Raw genomic sequence first — 21,092 nt, 5'->3', positions numbered from 1 at the left:
GATTACACCTCTTCCCGTAACGATCTCATTCCCCAACGCTTTGCGTTACGGTATACATTTTCAAGCATGTGGAATCCAGCATCGGAAAGAATAGATTCTGGATGGAATTGCAGCCCTTCGACTGGATATTCCTTGTGCCTGACACCCATGATAACTCCATCCTTTGTTTCGGCAGTTATATCCAGGCTTTCTGGCATACTGCTCCGCTTCGCTGTCAAAGAATGATAGCGCGTCACCAAGGTGGGGGACGGTATACCCCTGAACGCCCCCAGCTGATCATGAGTGATATAGCTTACTTTCCCATGCATCGGCTTTTCCCCCTTAATGACTTCTCCGCCAAAAAACTTAACGATAGCCTGATGTCCTAAACAAACCCCTAAAACCGGAATCCTGGTATAAAACTCTTCCAACAGTTCTCTGCTTGTCTGCGCGTCATCGGGATTTCCAGGTCCAGGGGAAAGTACAATCAAATCCGGTTGGAGCTGGGCAATTTCCTGAGGAGAAATTTCATGATTCTGGTAGACGCGCACTTGTTTGTCCAACTGACGAAAATATTGCACCAGATTATATGTAAATGAATCGTAGTTATCTATGACTACAATCAACTTGTCCACCACTTTCTTTAGATATACACACCTTTCTTAATTATAACCCCGGCTGAATATAAGTCTCAAACGTAAAAAAACTCAAGAGCAATTAATTACTCTTGAGAGGAAATAGATTATTTAATTTTAACCCAATAGGCAGGCTTTCCACTTTCTGGTGCCGCCGGGAATTCTTCATCCTGTGCTACTCGTATTACTTTATTCTCTTGCTCCTGTGAAAAACCTTCAACAAGACTGTCAAATCTGTATTGTCCTGTTTCAGCCGCCTTATCACCAGTTTGAAAACGTTCTTCTTCAGCCAATCCGCTCACCTCCATGGAAATATGCTGCTGATTGTTTTTATCTTTGCCGATTACCACGAGTTGTAAACCTATTTGGATAGGGGCGATCAGGATTACAGGTGTGGAACATTTGTTAGCAAGTCTTCCTCTCGAAGCTTACTCCCGGCCAACCAGCCCCGCTATTTATTACGAACTAGTATTTGTGGTTTTCAAACGGATATTTACGATGCAGGACAATCCTTGCCATATATTTATGAAAGAAATATTCCCCGACTGCCATCGCAGCAGCCACTATTGCACCAGCAATTATCAGGGAAGCCGAGTTGTTTACTAATACAATCCCAAGCAGCCAAACGATTAGGAAAACAATAGCGAAGTCAACGATCGTGGCAATTTTATTCCCGGCTTTAGGAAATACTTTCAGGTCCCCTAACGGGTAGGACAACACACCAATCGCAACCGTCAAAATAATGACCTCACTCCAGGTCATTTGAAAGCCAATACCTAATATAAGAAATACCGCAGTAAAGGTCATTAAGCTTTTAATTCCTATCGCCTTTAAATGTTCCATCATCGACCTCCTCGCTCTTTGCTTTATGTAATTTTTTCCTGTACATACCTATTACAAACATAATCTGATAAATGGTAAAAAATATGTAAACTCTCAAAAAAATTGTAGTATCATTGTAAATTCGTATCAAGTTATAAAAGGATTAGAGCAAAAACACGGTTAAATTCTCATTACTATTCAAAGCTGCCTTTTATATTAGAAGGCAGCTCATATTTTATTAGGGCTTTTGACTGAAATAGATAGGTGAAAAGATTCCCTCACATGGTTGTGTTTTTTTGAAAAATCAGATAATACAACTTAATTGCGTCAGTATTCTGCTATAATTTTACTAATTTACATGATGGAGGGATTCTTTTGAAAAAACTCATCGGCCTGTTGGCCATGTTTGGAATGTTACTTGCTTTCACTGTTCATCCGAATGTCTATGCCAAATCTGACACAGTTCCCGGAGGACCATCTACGGAAGGGAAAACGAACATCAACAGTATCATTACATACGAAGAAATGATTAAAAAGCTCGAAACCATTGAAGCGACCAGTAAAGGAAAAGTAGAAGTCTTTACACTGGATGATTACGGCACATCAGAAAGTGGCAACAGTATTTACGTTGCTAAAGCCGGTAATGGCGAGAAGAAGATCTGGGTGCAAGCTCAAATACACGGAGATGAAAAGCTTACGACGGAAGCAGCTTTACAACTGTTAAAAACGTTCGCAAGCAACGGCTCTTATGATATCGAAACGATTCTCGATGAAGCCACTATTTATGTCATTCCGATGTATAATCCGGATGGTTCGATCATGAATAAACGGCAAACCTATCTAACAGAAGAAGATAGATACCTTGATTTGAACCGGGACTGGGCAGTAGATAAATTCGAAGCGAAAGAATCAAGGGTAGTATATGAATACTGGACAGATTTAAAACCTGACTTTGCAGTGGACTTGCATCACCAGGGATTCAAGACAGTATATGGAACAAACGAATCCACTTCCTTCTCACTGGGGATTTCCCTTGCTCCGGACGGTCCGACACTTCCTGGCATCAAGGACGGTTTGTATAATACCATCACGAAACAGATGCAGGCATATGTGTACGATTCGATGATAGATTATGGTTATACGCACATCGACCAATATCAGGTCGGCGGTGGAGATGAAAAGTATTTCATCGACATCAGAGGCGGGGTTGTTTCCGCTATGATGTTGGGTACGAACTATAATAACCTTAATGACGACGGACATAGCAACCCAGCCATATTTTTTGAAACAAAAGGCAATACAAGAGAAGGAAATCTCGGTCAGAAATCTAATGGCTATTTAACAAAGCAGAACTACCAGGCACTGAAATCACTTCTCTACGGCATTGCCACCGATGAAATCTATGATGTCGATCCAGACCGGTGGAATGATATCCCGGCTTACCCGAGCGCAGGCTATTTAACAGATTATGAAACTAGTGGTTATTAAACGAGAAGCTTCCGGTTAATTCCGGGAGCTTTTTCATTTGTTCCAAAAACGTGGGCTCTGCATACCTTACTAAAAACAAAAGGTGTGTACGATATGGAAGAACAACCAGAAATCAGGCTCCCGGAAGATGCCGGCCCCCACGCTTCCTCTAACATTGAATGGTGGTATGCGTTCACTTTTTTGAATAGCAGCCGCGGCAGCAGATATGCTTTGATGACTTCTTTTTTTCAAGTCGGAGAGTCAGCATGCAGCAAAGGTCATTACCTCATTTATACCTTAATCGATCTGGATAATAAAAAGCAGAAAAATCAATCACGAATCGATAACAAATTGAAACGGAATATGATGTTCCTTTATCTCCCTTTTTATTTGCTCCTCCACCCTTTCGATACAACTATGTGGCGTCTTTATAAAAGCATGTTCGCCGGCAGGATTCCCCGTCCCCATGGACTGCTTCGCAAGTCTGTTATCAAACAAAACCCGCTGCGGCTTATGTATGGAAAAAATAGCATGACTTTTGAAAAAGAAAAGGAGGACTTTCACCTGCTTTTATCTGAAGACGGCATCACTGCAAACCTTCACTTCGAACCGAAAAAACCTCATGCACTTATCGGGACGGATGGAAAACCGGATGACTTGTACTATTATTCTTTCACACGAAATAAAGTATCAGGTAAATTGCACACCCATAAAGGGATAGAATCGGTGAGTGGTGAAGGATGGTTTGATCATCAGTGGGGAAAAGATTACAGCCTGTTGAAAGGAACCGGATGGAACTGGTTCGGGCTGCGGCTGGATGATGGACGTGAACTGCTATTGAATGAAATGCGGAGCAATGATGGTGAGACGTCTTCCCAAATGGCTAATGTAATCGAAAAAGACGGTACAGTAAGGTTTACAAGAAATGTCTCCTTCCACCCCATTGAGCACTGGAAAAGCGTGAAAACAAACACCCGTTACCCAATTGCCTGGGAGATCAGTATTCCGGAGTTCAATATCGAGATCCAAACCACTCCATTCTTTTCTAATCAGGAAATGCTGATTATCGGCCCGCTGCAAGGGATATGGGAAGGTGCTGTATCCCTCACAGGTAAAGAGCACCGTTCCAATGGAACTGTTAATCATTTAACCGGAGAAGGGTTTATGGAACTCGTTGGATATGCTTTTTCTTCTTGATTCTGGATAGCTGCAGAAATGCAGCTTTTTTTATTGTTCCGTGACATTTATCCCCCACTAGGAACTAAGCTTTAATTTTTCGATCAGCTTCTACACTCTTCTTAATTAATCGACAAGTTTTTCAGGATAAAAGTAACAGATCAGTTAAGTTTATTCCATTTTATGGAATATAAGAAATTTACTTACAATTAAAAAAATAGGATAATGACCTTGTCTAGTAAACTATCAGAACAAGGGAGGATATTTATGTACCGTAAAACTTTAACCGCTATCCTAGCAGCTGGACTGGCTTTAAGCTCGGGGATTTTACCGGCAGAAGCAGGAAACCACGCTTCAAATGAACAATCGGATCATGCCTTCGATAACAAGGTAGTCAAGAAAATCGATTCAGAAAACATGTATCAGCACATCGAAGTATTATCACAGCAGCCGCGTGAAGCTGGCACAGATGGTGAATGGCAAGGAGTCCAATACATCAAAGAGCAGTTTGAGAGTTTTGGTTATGAAACAGAAATCCAGCCATTTGAATTCAATAAAGGGTTCGAACGCGGGACTCCATCTATCGTCCTAAATGGGAACGAGTTTGCCGGGGATGTCCATACGTTCACAGGTTCGGTCAATGCTGAAGTCGAAGCGCCACTTGCCTATGTCGGACTCGCTTCTGAAGGTGAAGTTGATGATGAAGTAGCAGGAAAAATCGCTTTGATTGAGCGAGGTGAAATTTCCTTTTATGACAAAATTCAAAATGTCCTGGACAAAGGTGCCGTAGGTGTCATCATGTTCAACCGGGAAGGAACCACGGGCAACCAATTCGGCGGGATTTATGAAGGACAAGACATCCCGGCAGTTGCTATTACTCGTGAAGCTGGGCTGGAATTAGTCGATCGTCTAGCCACGGAAGAAGTAACAGCAACCGTTTCCGTCGAGGGTGCCAGCTATATTAAAGGGACAAGTCATAATGTCATTGCTAAAAAGAAGCCACACCCTAATAAAGACAACGGACAAATTGTCATGGTCGGGGCCCACCACGATTCGGTAAGTGTTGGTCCTGGAGCTAACGACGATGCTTCCGGTGTGGCTGCAGTTTTAGAGTTAGCCAGAGTCATGGCAAACACCCCTACGGATACCGAGCTTCGATTTGCTACGTATGGAGCCGAAGAAAAAGGGTTGGTCGGTTCCTATAACTATGCTTACTCTCTAAGTGATGAAGAAGTACAAAATATCGTTGGCCACTTCCAGCTCGACATGGTTGGAAGCCGTGATGCTGGAGAATTGATCATGTTCACTCCAGACGGAGAAAAGAATCTGGTGACCGACTATGGTGCTGCAGCCGGTGCCCGCGTCTCTGAAACTGTTCCATACGGACAGCTTGGCCGCAGTGACCACGTTCCATTCTATGAGCGGGGAATTCCGGCGGCTTTGTTCATCCACGCTCCCCTTGAACCTTGGTACCACGGGCCAGAGGATACGATCGATAAAATCAGCAAAGAAAAACTGCAGGATGTTGGAGAAATCGTAGGTGCCGCGGTTTACCAGATTGCGAGACCGGATACTCCAGCGTTAGAGAATGCCAACGTTGCTCCAGAACCAGTAGAATATGACTTCGATGACCGCCCGCTTTAATTTCTATAGCTGGAAACGAATGCAGGAAATTGGTGAACTGGTTGGTGCATCCGTATATGAACTGGTAAGAAAGTAGTTTCTCCTCCCCTCCTTGTGAGGGGAGTTTTTATTTGTTTTCAGAAAATTTTAAATAAAAGGGTGACATTTATCTATAATTTGTTATACTGTTTTTAACGGAATATTTAAGGAATATTTCCTTAAATAAAAAGGAGTGACAACAACTATGAAATCCACTATCGAAACTTATATAGATAAAGTAAAAGATGAAATTATAGATGTTCGACGGCACTTGCACCTGCACCCGGAATTAAGCGGAGAAGAATTTAAAACGTCCGAACTGGTACAAAAAACACTGGAATCCTATGGAATCGAGTACCAAACCGGCTTCGCAGGAACAGGTGTGCTTGGCATCATAAAAGGCAGCAACCCAGGTAAGACTGTTGCCTTACGTGCTGATATGGATGCTTTACCTATCCAGGAAATGAATGACCATCCTTACATTTCAAAAGAAAATGGAAAAATGCATGCTTGTGGACATGATGCCCATACTTCTATGCTTCTCGGTGCAGGTTATGCGTTAAATCAAATGCGAGAGCAAATAAACGGTATCGTATTGTTAGTATTTCAGCCCGCCGAAGAAAACGCACCTACTGGAGGGTCTAAACAAATGATGGAGGATGGCGTATTTTCGGAATACCAGCCCGATGTCATTTACGGACAACATGTCTGGCCCGGCCTGCCTGTAGGCGAAGTCGGTATAAGAGATAAAGAGATGATGGGGGCATCGGACCGCTTCAAGGTAACAGTTACCGGACGTGGCGGCCATGCTAGTATGCCCCAGGATGGCAATGACGCAATCATAATTGCCAATCAAATGGTCACCAGCTTGCAGACCATTGTCTCCCGCAATGTCAATCCGCTTGATTCGGCAGTCCTCACAATCGGAAAGATTGAAGGCGGTTACCGCTACAATGTCATTGCTGATAAGGTGACGTTTGAAGGGACTATTCGCACTTATCTTCCGGAAGTGAAACAAAAAGTCAAAAGCCGCTTTCACACCATATTACGGCAGACTGCGGAAGCTTTTGACGGTTCGGTAGATATCGAATATTTGGATGGGTATCCGGCAACGATCAATACGCCGGAATGGGCACAATTAGCGCGCAACTCTGCTAAAGACCTGCTCGGCGGGGATGCTGCACCTGAAGTGGCTCCATCTATGGCTGGAGAAGATTTCGCCCGCTTTTTAGAAAATTATCCAGGCGCCTTTATTTGGCTGGGAACACAAATTGAAAACAAAGAAGAACAAAAGCCTCTTCATGATCCGAAGTTCAAACTGGATGAACGAGCATTACCGATTGGCAGCTCTTTTTTAGTAAAGCTGGCAATAGATACTTTAGATGAACTGGCAAGGAGGTGATGACATGACTGATAATTTCACTGAAAAAATTACTCCCCTGCTGATGGAATGGCGCCGTACCCTCCACCAGCATCCTGAACTAGGTTTCATGGAGTATTACACCACTTACCGCATTGGTAAGGAATTAGAAAAACTCGGCTTCACTATTCACGTCGGAGTTGATGCCCTTGAAAGTAAGTCTCGCATGGGCGTTCCTGATGAGCCATTATTAACAGAACATGAAAAAAAAGCGCTTCATTGGGGAGTCGAAGAAAGTTGGATGGAGAAAATGCGCGGAGGGAATACAGGGGTCGTTGCAATATGGGATACCAAAAAGAATGGCGAGCATATCGGCTTTCGGTTTGATATCGACGCCCTGCCAATAAAGGAAACAGATGCTAAAGACCATTTCCCTTCTAAGCACGGCTTTCGGTCTCAAGAAGAGGGCGTTATGCATGCCTGTGGTCATGATGGTCATACCACCATCGGTCTTGGAGTAGCCCATTTTATCGCTCAGTATAAAAACTCTTTAACAGGGCGCTACACACTTATTTTTCAACCTGCGGAAGAAGGCGGCCGTGGGGCGAAAGCGATTACGGATAAAGGCTGGCTCGATGATGTTGATCAATTTTATACCGGTCATATCGGGATCACCCCCTATCCTGTCGGCACGATAGCAGCAACGACGAAAGGTTTCCTTGCATCTACAAAATTGAATGCACACTTCAAGGGTGCCGCTTCTCATGCCGGGATGAAACCGGAGGAAGGAAAAAACGCACTCCTTGCAGCCACAACAGCCGCCACGCAGCTCTATGCTATCCCTCGTCACAGCGGTGGTTCCACTCGCATCAATGTCGGCAAAATGACTGCCGGCAGCGGGCGTAATATTATCCCGGAAACTTCCTATTTAGAAATCGAAACCCGGGGAGAAACGAAAGAGTTGAACAGCTATATGCTGGAAGAAGCAAAACGTACCCTTCATGCAGCAGCTGCGATGCATGATGTAGAGGTTACCTTGGACTCTGTAGGAGAAACGGAAGAAATCAAATGTGATGATTCATTGGTTCCTTCTATCACCAAAGCCTGTGAATCCAGCTCCTATATTAAGGAAGTTCTCCCATATGCGAAGGTTTCTGGTTCGGAGGATGCCAGCTTCATGACCAACGCAGTACAAAAAAACGGCGGGAAGGCCACATACATGCTCTTTGGTACAGAGCTTCCTTATGGTCATCATCATCCGTGCTTCGATTATCAAGAAACAGTTGTTTCTGTAGCTGTTGATGCATATATTCACATTCTAAAAGGAGGGATGTCACATGAGTGAAGATACCCATTGGTTAGAAGAAAAGCTATTGCAGTTGAACATGGTAAATGCCATGGATCAACCAGGCGGATTCACCCGGCTTAGCTACAGCCCGGAAGAATCCCGTGCTCATGAAGCTTTTCGACAAGTAGCAAAAGAGCTCGACTTACAAATAACTAGCGATGAAGCAGGCAACCAATGGGCTGTTTGGAAAGTGGACAGTTCGGCTCCTACCGTTGCAGTAGGATCCCACCTCGATACAGTCAATGCAGGCGGTGGTTATGATGGAGTAGCCGGTGTTCTTTGCGGCCTGGCTGCAGTTAAGCAAATGAAGGATCAGTCTTTTACACCAAAGAAAAATATTGCGGTCATTTGTTTCGCTTCGGAGGAATCAGCCCGTTTCGGTGTATCTACTATCGGAAGCAAAGCAGTTAGTGGATTGCTGGATAAACAGGACCTTGAGACTGTCACCGATGAAGATGGTGTGACGATCAAACAAGCAATCGAGGAGTTTGGATTGGATTGGGGAACCATCGAACAAGCAGAAAAGGCACCAGATGTTTTGGAGAGTTTTCTGGAATTGCACATTGAACAAGGGGTACAAATTGAAAATAATGGAGCAGACATCGGGATCGTCCGAGGAGTAGCCTGCCCGATTCGTCTGAAAGTTACCGCCACTGGCATGTCCAATCATACAGGTACAACTCCTATGGACAACCGGAAAGATGCCTTTGCAGCTATCGCTCCCCTTGTTAATTTTGTCGAGCAGGAAGCCAACAAAATAAACACCAGACATGAAGTCCCCTTAGTAGCTACGGTAAGTACAGTTAAACTAAAGCCAAATGCCATGAATGTCATCCCTGGTGAAGTGGAACTCGGCATAGATATCCGCAGCGTGGATGACAGCTCCAAATATGAACTGACAGATCTGATAAAGTCCTATTGCAGAAAGGTCGAAACAAAGCGAGAAATAGCGATCAAAGTAGAGACACTAGTAAATAATGATTCTATCTTTCTTGCACCAAAGATTCAGGAAAAACTTCAGAAAATCAGTGAAAAGATTGGATATAAGGCACTGCTGATGGATAGCGGTGCAGGCCATGATGTTATGAACATGGCGGTCCGCTGGCCTTCTGGTATGATATTCATTCCTTGTAAAGAAGGAATCAGCCATCACCCTAAAGAATATGCAAGTATAGCCGATCTGCAAAAAGGAAGTAACATGATTGCAGCATATTTACAAAAAGAAACAGGTGATGACGATGAAAACAAGAATTGGAGTAATCAGTCCCGCTGATTCGATGCAACGAATTGAATATGTAGCACAAGAATTTGAAAATATAGAATTCGTCCCTTTTGTGTATGAAGAATTATCAGAAATTACTAACATTTTAACCACTCACAGGTATGAAGTCGATCAATGGTTCTTTTCCGGCGTCCTAAATTACACGTACGCAACGGAAAATCATTTGATTACGGAGGAAGAAGCGAGTTTCCCTCCCCTGCATGGTTCCAGTTTTTTCGGTATCCTCCTGGAAGCACAACTAACGAAGCAGACAGTTTTCCAGCAGGTAGGAATCGATACGATTTCAGATGAAGAAATTGAGAAAATACTTTCGTATTACAATCTCGAGAAATTGACTTATTATAACCATCCGTTTGAGGGTTATGACAAAATTCAGAACCTTGTCGATTTCCATAAAAATTTATATGAGCAAGGGAAAACCGAGGTAGTGATCACTTCTATCAAGGATGTATTTTTTCAGTTAAAGAAGATGAATATTCCAGTGTTTCGTGTAACTCCCTCTTATTTATCGATACGCATGGTCATTCAATTTTTAGAGGAACGGGCACATTCCAAACGGTATCGCAACTCACAAACGGCAATCATCGGCTGTCGTGTTCAATTTAATTTGGATAAACTCGATGACCTCTACTATTCCTTCAAGACTAAATATCAGGAATTAGACTTGAAAAGATCACTGTTGCAAGTCACTGAAAAAACTAATGGCTCCCTCATGCAATTAGGGGATGGTTTGTTTTTTATCTTCACGACACGAGGAGAAGTCAGCGAAGATGCTTATGAAGACTTACTGGATCTGATTGAAGAAATCAAATTACAAAATAATATTGAAGCCAGTATTTCTATTGGTTTTGGGGAAACCGTATCACAAGCAGAGCAGAATGTCCGGTTAGGCTTCAGGAACATGACCAAACAAGAACAAGCAACCATTCTATTGGTAGAAGAGGATCAATCGATCACATTAAAAAACAAACAAACCGAGGATCTATCTTACCAAACTGTCGAAACTGGTACTGCCTGGAGAGAAAAAATCAAAAATGCATCAATCAGCCCCGGAGTCGTTTCAAAAATCATAGCTTATGCAAAACAATACCATCGGGACCAATTTACTTCCCAGGATGTTTCACGTTGGTTGCAAAGCACAGAACGAAATGGGCGAAGAATTTTGACAGAGATGGAGAAAACAAAGGTAGTAGAACAATGCGGGGAAGCACAATCCGGCGAGAGAGGCCGTCCTCGTAAAGTATATCGATTCACTCAATAGTAATTTTATAAATTTTGTTGTCTGTTCATCCTATAATTTGTTTATTTACGGAAGATTAACGGTATTTTTCCAAATTTATGAAGGAAGGTGAAACATATGGCTACTCAGTCAAATGCTTCAGGAGGAAAAGGACTTAACCGCTTTTTGAATGTCATCGAACGTGCAGGTAACCGCCTGCCGGACCCATTCATGCTATTCGTGTATCTTGCTGTATTTGTAATCCTATTGTCCTGGTTCATTTCTTTATTCGATGTTTCGTTCCAACAACCTGGCAGCGAAGAAGTAATTACCATCAAAAGTCTTGTCTCTGCAGAAGGACTTCAATACATTCTCACTTCGATGCTGGAAAACTTCGTCGGGTTCAAACCATTAGGACTCGTATTGGCAATGATGCTCGGCATTGGCTTGGCCGATAAAATTGGTCTGCTGGAAACAGCTATTAAGAGCACCATTCTGAAAGCACCACCTGCTTTAGTAACTTATGCAGTAATTTTTGTCGGTATTTTAGGTAACCTTGCCTCCGACGCGGCTTTCGTTATCGTTCCACCACTTGCCGCAATGGTATTTTACACAGTGGGACGTCATCCACTCGCCGGTCTGGCTGCAGGCTTTGCCGGCGTTGGTGCCGGATTTACAGCTAACATCGTCATCGCTGGCACAGATGCTTTGTTATCCGGTATCTCAACCGAAGTGATGAAAAACTTAGATTCTAATATTGTTGTTACACCAGTCGATAACTGGTATTTCATGATGGTATCTGTAGTCGTTCTATCTATCACTGGTGCTCTTATTACCGAAAAAATAGTCGAACCCCGGTTAGGTAAGTATGAAGGAAAAGGCGGAGAAGCCTTGAAAGCTGCTACTGATCTGGAAAAGCGAGGGCTTAGGAATGCGGCTATTGCAGCTGTCGCCTATGTAGCCTTAATCCTTTTGGTCATATTTATTCCGAATTCACCACTTCGAAATGAAGAGGGTGGCATCATTCCTTCACCATTTTTAGATGGGATTATTCCGATTATCTTATTCTGGTTTGTGGCGGTAGGCGTAACGTACGGTAAAACGGTTGGAAAACTTGAAAGTTCAAGAGATATCTCTAAATTTATGAGTGAAGCAATGAAAGATATGTCCGGTTTCATCGTTTTGATTTTTGCGGCAGCCCAATTCATCGCCTACTTTGACTGGACGAACTTAGGGACCTGGATTGCCGTCAGTGGAGCGAGCTTCCTGGAGTCCATTGGGCTTACCGGAATCGCCGTCATTATCGGTTTTGTCCTGTTGACCGCTGTCATGAACTTATTCATCTTCAGTGGATCAGCCCAATGGGCATTAGAAGCACCGATTTTCGTTAAGATGTTTTATTTCTTAGACTATCATCCAGCATTCATTCAAGCAGCATATCGTATTGCCGACTCGTCAACCAATATTATTACTCCAATGAACCCTTATATCATCATCGTGTTAGCATTCATGAAAGAGTATGATAAAAAAGCCGGGCTCGGTACACTGATTGCCCTGATGCTTCCGTATAGTATCATTTTCTTATCCGTCTGGATCGTGTTGTTGCTCATCTTCGCCTTCCTTGGGATACCATTCGGACCGGGAATCGGTATGTACCTCTAAATTACCTGGTTAATTTTTCAGGGGTAATTAACAGAAAATTCATACCCGTATAGTAACTTAGCAACAGGGCTGGTTTTCCCGTTTAAGGGAATGCCAGCCCTGTTTGTTTAAAGCAAGCAGATAAGGGTAGTGTACCCTTGTAATAATTTTATTGATAAAGGAGATGAGTAGATGAACAACATTCAATGGTCAGGTTTTTTGGAAGGAATACCTAACCTGATAGTTGCACTATTAGTCTTACTTATTGGCTGGATGGTAGCCAAGGCTATTGAAAAAGGTGTCAAGAAAGGCTTGGAGAAAACGAGTCTGGATGACAAATTGTTTTCTGCTGAAAAAGAAAGAAGGAACGACAACAAAAAATGGTCCTCGGAGAAAATAATCAGTAAGGTTGTCTACTGGATTGTACTTATTTTTGTATTTGTCATTTTCTTTAATATCTTGAACTTGAACATTATCGCTGCACCACTTTCAGATATGTTATCTACTTTATTCGCAGCCATTCCTAACATCTTGAAAGCAGCACTTATCCTACTGGTTGCGTGGTTAGTCGCCAAAGCACTTAGCTGGGTGGTCGTCAAAGCCGGTGAAAAATTCGACCTCGGACATAAAATGGAGAGATTCGGCTTAGCAGATGATGAGCATTCATCACAACGAGGTATTCAAAGCGCCGCAAATATTGTCTTTTATTTAGTATTGCTTCTCTTCCTGCCAGCTGTTCTGTCCGCGTTGCAGATCACCGGTATTTCTGAGCCATTCACAAACATGATTGAATCGTTCCTGGCATTTATTCCAAAACTATTTGCAGCGGCACTCATTCTTCTGATTGGGTGGTTTGTCGCTAAGCTTGTACGGGATATTTTGACTAAATTCCTTAAGAGCATCGGTACAGAACGAGCAGCTCACCGTATGGGACTCGACAAAATTCTTGAAGGTACCAGCTTATCCAGAATCATCGGTACCATTGTCTATATTCTTATTTTGATTCCCGTTGTTATCTCCGCGCTGGAGCAACTTGAAATCAGAGGTATAACAGACCCTGCGATCAACATGCTTAACAACGTCCTGGCGATGATTCCAAATATCGCAGTTGCCATTGTACTTATTTTGGCAGGTATTTGGGTAGGTAAATGGGTCGGCCAGATCACAGCCAACTTACTCGAGCGCCTGGGTGTCAACTCCATGGCAAAAAATATGGGTGTCGGAAACTGGGATCCGGATGAGAGTAATTACAGCATTTCCCGGATCATCGGAGCCATCGTGCAAATCCTGATTGTCGTCCTGTTCACAGTTGAAGCTCTGCAGATTATCCAGCTGGAATTCCTTGTAGATCTTGCAACTGGCGTTATCGCTTATCTGCCTAGCGTTTTTGCGGCAATCGTCATCTTGTTCGTAGGTCTATATGTCGGGAACCTTGTCCAAAAGCTGTTGCATAACATCCTGCATGGTCCTGGCTATCGTATGCTGTCAGCTATTGCTAAATATACTATCTTTGCATTGGCGGTATTTATGGCTTTAGACCAGCTTGGTGTAGCAGACAGTATCGTCAATGCAGCATTCATCCTGATCCTTGGTGGATTGGCCATTGCGTTCGGTCTTTCCTTTGGACTTGGTGGACGCGAACTGGCAGCAAAGTATCTGCATAAATGGGATACTAAATTAGAACGAATCGAAGTTCAAAACCAGAATAAGTCCAGATTTGACCAAAATAATAACGACATCCCAAACAACCCTGGCACAGATCAGAATAAGCCATTTAATGATCCGGATAATCCACTTTAAATACTTCATCCAGAAAAAGCAGCCTTTATTGAGGCTGCTTTTTCTTTATTTTTAAGGACATCAAGTAACAAATTTGTCATTTAACAAATAAACCAAACTTTGATAAGGTAAAGAAAAGTATACGCTTACCCCTAAAGGAGGGTTACTTTGACACAGCTTTTCACCGCATTTATAGCAGCGATTTTGATAATTGTAGCCTTTTTTATAAACAGGTATTTTGCCAGAAAAGGCGAAATAACCAACAGCATGGTCTACCCTTCGATTGTGGTTGGGGGGAGCCTTGGTCTGATGATCGGAATCATTGGCAAAGGGTCACTGTCAGGCATCATCCTTACCATGGCGATTTTATCCTTGATCGTATTTATCCAGATGTTTGTCATTCACCGTATTTCCAAACTGATTGGACCGATAAAAAAAGAAACAAAATAACTAATCAGAAGCCAGCTCATTTTATAAGAGCTGGTTTTTTTCTTCTCTTCGCTGAACCAAAGGTTAAAAGCAAGTTAGCCTGCTTCTCAGCCTCTTCCCAATAGAGTAATGTCGCCAGCTATCCACTGATGAGCATATTACAAAATCAGTGCATGAATATATCGTGTAATATATTGCTTTTCGCAAAAAAATAACACGCCGGCTAAGCGTGCCAAGAGGGTTATCACTTGTCGAACTTTAGGACAGCGATTACAAACATGCCAAAGCTTAACATCAACGTCAGTACTTCAAAGGTGTTCATCTTTTATCGCCTCCTTATGTAAAGCCTTCCCAAACATATGTTTGTCCTATTCAATTTTTCCTAAAAAAAGAAAATTCCACTTAAAAAAGCCCCCCTTATCAGGAGGGAGGCGAATTAATCAATGAATTTTACCGACATAGCTGAGTTCTCTTACTTCTTTTGCATCATTGGCACCATCTAAAATCTTTCGAACATCCATTAACGTCTCTTTTAAAGTTACCGTTTCTCCTTTTTGCCCGGTGAATGCTTCCGCGACGTAAAATGGCTGCGTTAAATAGGCTTCCAGCAACTCTCCCCGTTTATAGAGAGGTGCTTCTGTTTCTGGTAAACTGTCTATCCCTTTGACGTTGACGATTGCACGCAGTTCACGGTACCTGCGCAGTAGTTTTTGAGCACGCTGCTGTATGGTGAGGTGTGTTTGATCGAGATGCGCGCCTTCTAATACAGAGGAGGTTGAATAAATTGGGTTGATGGCAGGAAACATATTTCTGGCAGCTAAATCAGCATCAAATTGTAACAGGGTTTCTAAAGGGCCATAAGGTAAATCTTCGTCTACCACTTCACCTTTTAAATCAACTAAGAAAGTAGTAACTGAGTCAACGCCTATATTTTGAAGACGTTCCTGCAAATCTTGAATATCACCCGTAAGGACGTGGGAACGGTCTGCGGCGAAAACAACCTCGGTCTTATTTGAAAGCTTTGCTATATACTCATATGCTTCATCAATTGAGTGAAACGTATGATCGATATACGTTGAAATGTCGTCTACTTCCGTATGTTTACCCTCAGGCTCCAATAAAATAGTTTGATGCCCTTGTTGTTTCAAGCGATGAAAAACCTCAGCTAATATTACAAGCTGCCCCATTCCAGGCCTCGCTACCAATCCTATCGTCCCACTTTTCGTCAACGGAGCAAACAAATCTAAAGCCTTGATACCCGTTTCAATCATTTCTACCTTCTCCCCTCTGATAATCAGTTCATCGAGACTACATTCAGCCAATGAAGCCAAAGCAACAAGCGTCCTTACTTCCGCCCTTCCGACAGGGATTTTCCCTGTACTAAGATTGGAAACCGTAGCAGGGCGTAATCCTACCGATTTGGCGGCACTTGTTAAATTAGGGACACGCCGTCTCAGTAAAGCCACGTTCAAACGTAAGTCTTCCACAAAACACACCCCCTGTTACTTTTAATAGTAATTTATATTACTCAATAAAGCAATATAAAATTACTCTATAACGTAATTATTTTTTCTCATAATAAAAGAACGGTCTTTTCGACCGTTCCCTCTTATGCTTCTACATTTTCTGGTTTGGTTAATATAATACCGATTAATGCGCCAATACTGATAATTCCGCCTATGATCATCACCAGACTTCCTGTCTCCCCATTAATTACAAAAGTGCCGAACAAGGATATCGCGATACTAATAAGAGAAATCGTATAGAACGCAGCAACAATCTTTGATTCTTTTACATAACCAGTAAAACCTAAAGTTCCTATTAATGTGAGTATCACTGCCACAAAAACCATGGGGCCACATCCTTTCCTCACTTAATGGTATGTCTTGTTGTTATGTTTTCCCCGGAAAGTCAGTTCTCATGCTTATATCTAACCTGAAGTGAATTTACCGAATATTCATTTCAGACGGCTTAGGACCTTTTCGCTCGTTACGGTCTAAGGAATCTATTTTTTCCATATCTTCCTTGTCCAATTCAAAATCAAATACCTCGAAGTTCTCCTCGATGCGAGAAGGTGTCACTGATTTAGGGATGACGATGGTATCGTTTTGTAAATGCCAGCGAATAATTACTTGAGCAGCACTCTTTCCGTGCTTATTAGCCACTTCTTTAACTGCTTCATTACTAAGAACTTCTCCACCCTGCATCAGCGGACTCCACGCCTCTACGTAAATGCCATGCTTCTTACAGAAGTCTTTCATTTCATTTTGCGCAAGGTATGGATGGCATTCGACCTGATTTAATACTGGTGTCACTTCACATTCATCGAGGATACGCTGCAGGTGGTCGATGTCAAAGTTACATACACCGATTGCTTTTACACGTCCATCATGATACAACTTTTCCAAGGCCTTATACGTCTCTACGTAGTCATCGAACTCTGGTGTCGGCCAATGAATCAGATATAAATCTACATATTCAAGCCCAAGCTTTTCTAAGCTTTCGTCGAAGGCTTTTAAGGTATTTTCATAGCCTTGATCGGTGTTCCATACTTTCGTGGTAATAAAAAGCTCCTCACGCGGTAAACCGCTTTCCTGGATGGCTTTCCCCACTCCGCGTTCATTTCCGTAGATGGCAGCTGTATCTATAGAGCGATAACCTGTTTCCAAGGCTTTTTTTACTGCTGGAACAGCCTCTTCATCTTCTACTTGCCACACTCCAAAGCCGAGCTGTGGCATGATGTTGCCGTTATGTAAAGTTACTTTCTGCATAGAAAACACTCCTTTATTTGTAATAACTGTAGTTTATCATAAGAGAATAGGGTAAGACCTATATAAGCAATTAAAACAAAACAGACCGGAGGGGTTCCCATGCTGGATAAAGCTAAGCTATTTGCAGAGAAAGCTCATGAGGGGCAGCAAAGAAAAGGCACAGGTAAGCCATACATCGTCCATCCAATACAAGTAGCAGAAACGCTGCACCAGGCAGGCTGCTCTATAGAGGTGGTTTGCGCGGGCTACCTGCATGATGTCGTGGAGGATACCGACTATGATATTTCAGATATTGAAAACGAGTTTGGCAAAGAAGTTTCACGTCTGGTAGCTTCCCATACAGAAGATAAGTCAAAAACCTGGAAAGAACGCAAACAACACACCATCGATACGGTTAAAACAGGATCAAAAAATGTTAAGTACCTGATTATCGCCGATAAACTGGACAATCTTTTATCAACAGAACAAGAGTTGGAAAAGCACGGGGATAAAGTTTGGAACAACTTTAACGCCGGATACGAAAAGCAAAAATGGTACTACGAATCAGTTGCTAACCACATGTATGACGGCTTTCTAAAAGCTGAAACCCCGGACTTCTTCAAGAAGTATGAAAAAGCAGTTGCCAGAGTCTTTGGATAATAACACAAACATTTGACTCCTTTCACATGGTAATAACCAACCTTTATACTAATAAAGGATAGGCCTGGTATTTTAACGTAAGCCTGTCCTTTGTTTATTTTTCTCCGATAATCTTTTTATGCATCCAGATTGCAGCCTGAAGTCCTTCTCCCATAGCTACGGCCACTTGTTCCGAATGGGCAACGACATCCCCGGCTGCCCACACCCCTGATATATTCGTCATTTTCGTCCTGCCATCGACAAGGATATGTTGATTATGATGCAGTTCGACTCCGATTCCTTTTGCCAATTCAGATTTCACTTTATTTCCTCCAAAAGCTAAAAAAGCATACTTCACTTCGATCCGGCTACCATCTTGTAAAACAACCCCATGGAATGTATCCTCATCTGATAAAACCCGATCCACTGATTGGTGAATATACTTAATATTTTTTTCGGCAAGTTGGGCCTGTAAATTGGAATCAACTCCCCTCCGTTCATGATTGATGTAAGTAAGATCCTCCGTCCAATAAGAAAGAGTTAATGCCATATTAGCCCCCGGATTTCCTGTCCCAAGCACTAATGTCCGCTCCCCTTTCACTTGATACCCATCACAATCCGGACAAATAAACACACGTAACCCAAGACAGGGGTAAAGGTCTGTAAACTTAGGAGGAATACGATCGACTACACCGGTAGCCAACAAAACGCAGGAAGTAATGAAGTCGCTATGTTCATTGGTAGAGATAAGAAAGCCATTCCCCTCTTTTCTTACATCTGACACAGTATCCTGAAGAAAATTAACTCCTAATCGTTCTGCCTGTTGTTTACCAATTGACCGAAGCTCCTTGCCACTGATGCCATCAGGCCATCCTAGCAAGTTATGATAACAACGACATAAATTCGACCTTCCTCTGTCTGAATCAATCACCAAAGTTTCATGCTGATACCTCCCCAACTGAATCGCCGCCTGAAGTCCTGCAATGCCTCCCCCTACAATTACTGCCTCATATTTTTTCACTGGTACCACTCCTAATTATTCACCTATCCTCTTAGTGTCACTTACCTTGTGAATCCCATACATTAGTTCACTCATTTAAATATATTCCCCAGGAAATATTAGAAATCATTTATCTATCTAACAAAAAAACCTCTCTTTACGAGAGGCTTGTTAACGGATGTGAAGCAGGTATCCCTAATTCATCAAAAGTGAATAACAGGTATTCTACTTCTACTTCATCAGAGGTGTTTTTTAGATTGATTTTACTTAATTGCTTTATCAGATCTTCTTTGGTTTCCTTCACAAAAGCACTGACAACAACATAACTTATACTGATTTTCTTATTTTTATGGATGATTTTTTGATATTCAACTGTTTCGTGCAGGATGTGTTGAATGGAATAGGTGAGTGGTTCGATAGGAAATGGATCATGAGGAATGATTTTAGTAGCACATATGACATTTTTATCTTTCAGTTCTAACAGCCCGTCAAACTCTAACCGCTTCTCCTTTGTTGTAATCCTAATATGGCGCTGGATTGGGGTATTGTAGCGTCTTTCGATTTCTTTAAAAGCAAAATCTTCTGCTATGAGAGCTAATTGTAAAGGCTGCAAAGTTTCTATAGTATTTACTCCCCCAGGGGTGGCAGTGACCAATTCCGCATCATCCGAAGACTGTTTTTCACCTTGTTCAAACTCGATGATCTCCTGAAGTTTATGATCGAATATCTCCTGGTTCGACACGAACTCTTTTTTATAGTCGAAATACTCTTTATTCCCCCGTATAATAGCAGCGAGATTCTGCAAATATTCCGTCCTGGTAACAGCACTGGCAATGATGAATATTCCAGCAAAATAGCTCCATGTGTTATTGGCAAACAAACATAAGCCAAGCAATAACAAAATTCCAGCAATTTTTAAAGCATGAGCTTTTAACACAGATTTGAATGAAAGAAATGAACTGATAAGTCCAAGCAAAATAGTTACTGCCGCTAAGCCTTCTCTTAAATTTTCAGGTAAAAGTATCTCGATCCCCTCCACCTCCCAACTCGTTTATTACATTATATGCCCCAGAACATGGAAAAACAACGCAGCCATTTCCCTATTAAATCAGGACTTAATACTTATTTTTTAGATTTAAAACCCTGAGTTTCACTTATTAGAAAAACTTGGCTTATCGCCAAGTAATTATGGCGAAAGCCTTAGTTTTTCTTATACTTTAATCCTTTAACAAGGTTAAACTATCCTAAAGTATAAAAAAATGACTTTCAGGAAAAGCACTACCTTTTCTGAAAGTCATTTTTTATTAATTATTCATTTTTGAAAGAAAGCCTCCAAGCAGATCATCATCCGATTCTTCTTCATCGTCTTCGCGATCATCTTGGTGCTCTTTCAGTTCGTCTCTCATTTGGTCAAAGTTAAGGTCATCCAAAGCCTTATCCATCTCTGCCCAGTCTTTCTCGTCTTTCTCTTCTTTTTCTGATGGTACAGGCTCACTTTTTTCTTCTACCGCAGTAGTTGCTGCCATTTCTTCTTGTAAGTATAAAGCTTCATCTATATTTAGATTGTTGCTATTCATAGAAGCAAGAAGCGAAGTGGCTCTGACCGGATCAGCAAGCAAGTGATGAATGATGCTCCCAAGCAGCGCTTCCGAATGCTCATGTTTGATCCAATTTCGTTGTTCTTTTGTCAATTGTCTTGGAAGTGGAATCGTGATAGTCTCCCTATCTTTTGAAAGAGATTCATTGACCCCATCTAAAACGAACTGAGCAATTTTACTCGAGAAATTCCTGCGTTCTGTTTCTTTCAATTTACTCAGTTGTTTTAGTAGATGGTCAGGCGTGTCAGAAGGGACGCGAAATGTGATGGACTGTCCCCTCTGAATACCTTTCCCTGCATTACTCAT

The 21,092-nt window shown here is 42.2% G+C and carries 21 protein-coding genes; 11 read left to right on the top strand and 10 right to left on the bottom strand.

Going from position 1 to position 21,092, the window contains the following annotated elements; translation table 11 throughout:
- Positions 1-2: 2 nt before the first annotated feature.
- The 3 genes from ACGTN9_RS01495 to ACGTN9_RS01485 form a co-directional block, all read right to left on the bottom strand.
- Entirely contained in the window at positions 3-605 is a 603-nt protein-coding gene (locus ACGTN9_RS01495) for an anthranilate synthase component II (protein ID WP_499590498.1), read from the bottom strand.
- A 116-nt stretch (positions 606-721) separates the two neighbouring features.
- The gene (locus ACGTN9_RS01490; RefSeq protein ID WP_499589827.1) at positions 722-907 is read right to left on the bottom strand and encodes a YjzC family protein; all 186 of its coding nucleotides are present in this window, start codon (positions 905-907) and stop codon (positions 722-724) included.
- Positions 908-1,079: 172 nt separating this feature from the next.
- Positions 1,080-1,457 (bottom strand): DUF2512 family protein, encoded by a 378-nt coding sequence (locus ACGTN9_RS01485; protein WP_499589825.1) that lies wholly within the window; start codon positions 1,455-1,457, stop codon positions 1,080-1,082.
- A 354-nt stretch (positions 1,458-1,811) separates the two neighbouring features.
- On the opposite strand from ACGTN9_RS01485, the gene ACGTN9_RS01480 reads away from it, so the two are divergent.
- From ACGTN9_RS01480 to ACGTN9_RS01435, 10 genes are all read left to right on the top strand, one after another.
- Positions 1,812-2,924 (top strand): M14 family zinc carboxypeptidase, encoded by a 1,113-nt coding sequence (locus ACGTN9_RS01480; RefSeq protein ID WP_499589823.1) that lies wholly within the window; start codon positions 1,812-1,814, stop codon positions 2,922-2,924.
- A gap of 93 nt (positions 2,925-3,017) precedes the next feature.
- Entirely contained in the window at positions 3,018-4,100 is a 1,083-nt protein-coding gene (locus tag ACGTN9_RS01475; protein WP_499589821.1) for a lipocalin-like domain-containing protein, read from the top strand.
- Positions 4,101-4,346: 246 nt separating this feature from the next.
- On the top strand, positions 4,347-5,723 hold the full coding sequence (locus tag ACGTN9_RS01470) for a M28 family peptidase (RefSeq protein WP_499589819.1): 1,377 nt from the start codon (positions 4,347-4,349) through the stop codon (positions 5,721-5,723).
- A gap of 223 nt (positions 5,724-5,946) precedes the next feature.
- Positions 5,947-7,143 (top strand): M20 metallopeptidase family protein, encoded by a 1,197-nt coding sequence (locus ACGTN9_RS01465; protein WP_499589817.1) that lies wholly within the window; start codon positions 5,947-5,949, stop codon positions 7,141-7,143.
- Between the two features lie 4 nt (positions 7,144-7,147).
- Positions 7,148-8,446 (top strand): amidohydrolase, encoded by a 1,299-nt coding sequence (locus ACGTN9_RS01460; protein ID WP_499589815.1) that lies wholly within the window; start codon positions 7,148-7,150, stop codon positions 8,444-8,446.
- A complete protein-coding gene (locus ACGTN9_RS01455) occupies positions 8,439-9,722 on the top strand; it encodes a M20 family metallo-hydrolase (RefSeq protein ID WP_499589813.1) in 1,284 nt (427 codons plus the stop codon). The genes ACGTN9_RS01460 and ACGTN9_RS01455 overlap by 8 nt, the downstream gene beginning before the upstream one ends.
- Positions 9,652-10,992 carry a hypothetical protein gene (locus ACGTN9_RS01450; RefSeq protein ID WP_499589811.1) on the top strand — a complete coding sequence of 447 codons (1,341 nt, stop codon included), beginning with the start codon at positions 9,652-9,654 and terminating at the stop codon, positions 10,990-10,992. Before ACGTN9_RS01455 ends, ACGTN9_RS01450 begins: the two co-directional genes overlap by 71 nt.
- Before the next feature lie 96 nt (positions 10,993-11,088).
- On the top strand, positions 11,089-12,612 hold the full coding sequence (locus tag ACGTN9_RS01445; RefSeq protein WP_499589810.1) for an AbgT family transporter: 1,524 nt from the start codon (positions 11,089-11,091) through the stop codon (positions 12,610-12,612).
- A 171-nt stretch (positions 12,613-12,783) separates the two neighbouring features.
- The gene (locus ACGTN9_RS01440; protein WP_499589808.1) at positions 12,784-14,391 is read left to right on the top strand and encodes a mechanosensitive ion channel; all 1,608 of its coding nucleotides are present in this window, start codon (positions 12,784-12,786) and stop codon (positions 14,389-14,391) included.
- Positions 14,392-14,538: 147 nt separating this feature from the next.
- Positions 14,539-14,820 (top strand): hypothetical protein, encoded by a 282-nt coding sequence (locus ACGTN9_RS01435; protein WP_499589806.1) that lies wholly within the window; start codon positions 14,539-14,541, stop codon positions 14,818-14,820.
- A gap of 223 nt (positions 14,821-15,043) precedes the next feature.
- On the opposite strand, the gene ACGTN9_RS01430 is transcribed toward ACGTN9_RS01435, so the two are convergent.
- From ACGTN9_RS01430 to ACGTN9_RS01415, 4 genes are all read right to left on the bottom strand, one after another.
- Positions 15,044-15,121, bottom strand: coding sequence for a putative holin-like toxin (locus ACGTN9_RS01430; protein ID WP_419177281.1), 78 nt, complete (start codon positions 15,119-15,121; stop codon positions 15,044-15,046).
- Between the two features lie 118 nt (positions 15,122-15,239).
- Positions 15,240-16,286: an ATP synthase beta subunit C-terminal domain-containing protein gene (locus ACGTN9_RS01425; RefSeq protein WP_499589804.1), complete on the bottom strand. Its 1,047-nt coding sequence runs from the start codon at positions 16,284-16,286 to the stop codon at positions 15,240-15,242.
- Positions 16,287-16,408: 122 nt separating this feature from the next.
- Complete coding sequence (locus ACGTN9_RS01420; protein ID WP_499589802.1) at positions 16,409-16,651, bottom strand: hypothetical protein; 243 nt, start codon at positions 16,649-16,651, stop codon at positions 16,409-16,411.
- Positions 16,652-16,745: 94 nt separating this feature from the next.
- Positions 16,746-17,570, bottom strand: a complete 825-nt coding sequence (locus ACGTN9_RS01415; protein WP_499589800.1) for an aldo/keto reductase — start codon at positions 17,568-17,570, stop codon at positions 16,746-16,748.
- A 99-nt stretch (positions 17,571-17,669) separates the two neighbouring features.
- Here ACGTN9_RS01415 and ACGTN9_RS01410 point away from each other — a divergent pair, with 99 nt between their 5' ends.
- Positions 17,670-18,209 (top strand): HD domain-containing protein, encoded by a 540-nt coding sequence (locus ACGTN9_RS01410; protein ID WP_499589798.1) that lies wholly within the window; start codon positions 17,670-17,672, stop codon positions 18,207-18,209.
- A 94-nt stretch (positions 18,210-18,303) separates the two neighbouring features.
- On the opposite strand, the gene ACGTN9_RS01405 is transcribed toward ACGTN9_RS01410, so the two are convergent.
- The 3 genes from ACGTN9_RS01405 to ACGTN9_RS01395 form a co-directional block, all read right to left on the bottom strand.
- Positions 18,304-19,209: an NAD(P)/FAD-dependent oxidoreductase gene (locus ACGTN9_RS01405; protein WP_499589796.1), complete on the bottom strand. Its 906-nt coding sequence runs from the start codon at positions 19,207-19,209 to the stop codon at positions 18,304-18,306.
- A 136-nt stretch (positions 19,210-19,345) separates the two neighbouring features.
- Entirely contained in the window at positions 19,346-20,227 is an 882-nt protein-coding gene (locus tag ACGTN9_RS01400; protein WP_499589794.1) for a hypothetical protein, read from the bottom strand.
- Between the two features lie 265 nt (positions 20,228-20,492).
- Positions 20,493-21,092 (bottom strand): hypothetical protein, encoded by a 600-nt coding sequence (locus ACGTN9_RS01395; RefSeq protein WP_499589792.1) that lies wholly within the window; start codon positions 21,090-21,092, stop codon positions 20,493-20,495.

The organism is Halobacillus sp. B23F22_5, assembly GCF_043497085.1.
GTDB lineage: Bacteria > Bacillota > Bacilli > Bacillales > Halobacillaceae > Thalassobacillus.
The sequence above is the reverse complement of the archived record's forward strand: the minus strand, read 5'-3'. Positions and strand labels throughout refer to the sequence as shown.

Coding starts and splice junctions, on each gene's coding strand:
- ACGTN9_RS01410 (WP_499589798.1), top strand. CDS start 17,670: ATGCTGGATAAAGCTAAGCTATTTGCAGAGAAAGCTCATGAGGGGCAG.
- ACGTN9_RS01465 (WP_499589817.1), top strand. CDS start 5,947: ATGAAATCCACTATCGAAACTTATATAGATAAAGTAAAAGATGAAATT.
- ACGTN9_RS01475 (WP_499589821.1), top strand. CDS start 3,018: ATGGAAGAACAACCAGAAATCAGGCTCCCGGAAGATGCCGGCCCCCAC.
- ACGTN9_RS01415 (WP_499589800.1), bottom strand. CDS start 17,570: ATGCAGAAAGTAACTTTACATAACGGCAACATCATGCCACAGCTCGGC.
- ACGTN9_RS01430 (WP_419177281.1), bottom strand. CDS start 15,121: ATGAACACCTTTGAAGTACTGACGTTGATGTTAAGCTTTGGCATGTTT.
- ACGTN9_RS01420 (WP_499589802.1), bottom strand. CDS start 16,651: ATGGTTTTTGTGGCAGTGATACTCACATTAATAGGAACTTTAGGTTTT.
- ACGTN9_RS01455 (WP_499589813.1), top strand. CDS start 8,439: ATGAGTGAAGATACCCATTGGTTAGAAGAAAAGCTATTGCAGTTGAAC.
- ACGTN9_RS01395 (WP_499589792.1), bottom strand. CDS start 21,092: ATGAGTAATGCAGGGAAAGGTATTCAGAGGGGACAGTCCATCACATTT.
- ACGTN9_RS01445 (WP_499589810.1), top strand. CDS start 11,089: ATGGCTACTCAGTCAAATGCTTCAGGAGGAAAAGGACTTAACCGCTTT.
- ACGTN9_RS01460 (WP_499589815.1), top strand. CDS start 7,148: ATGACTGATAATTTCACTGAAAAAATTACTCCCCTGCTGATGGAATGG.
- ACGTN9_RS01440 (WP_499589808.1), top strand. CDS start 12,784: ATGAACAACATTCAATGGTCAGGTTTTTTGGAAGGAATACCTAACCTG.
- ACGTN9_RS01470 (WP_499589819.1), top strand. CDS start 4,347: ATGTACCGTAAAACTTTAACCGCTATCCTAGCAGCTGGACTGGCTTTA.
- ACGTN9_RS01485 (WP_499589825.1), bottom strand. CDS start 1,457: ATGGAACATTTAAAGGCGATAGGAATTAAAAGCTTAATGACCTTTACT.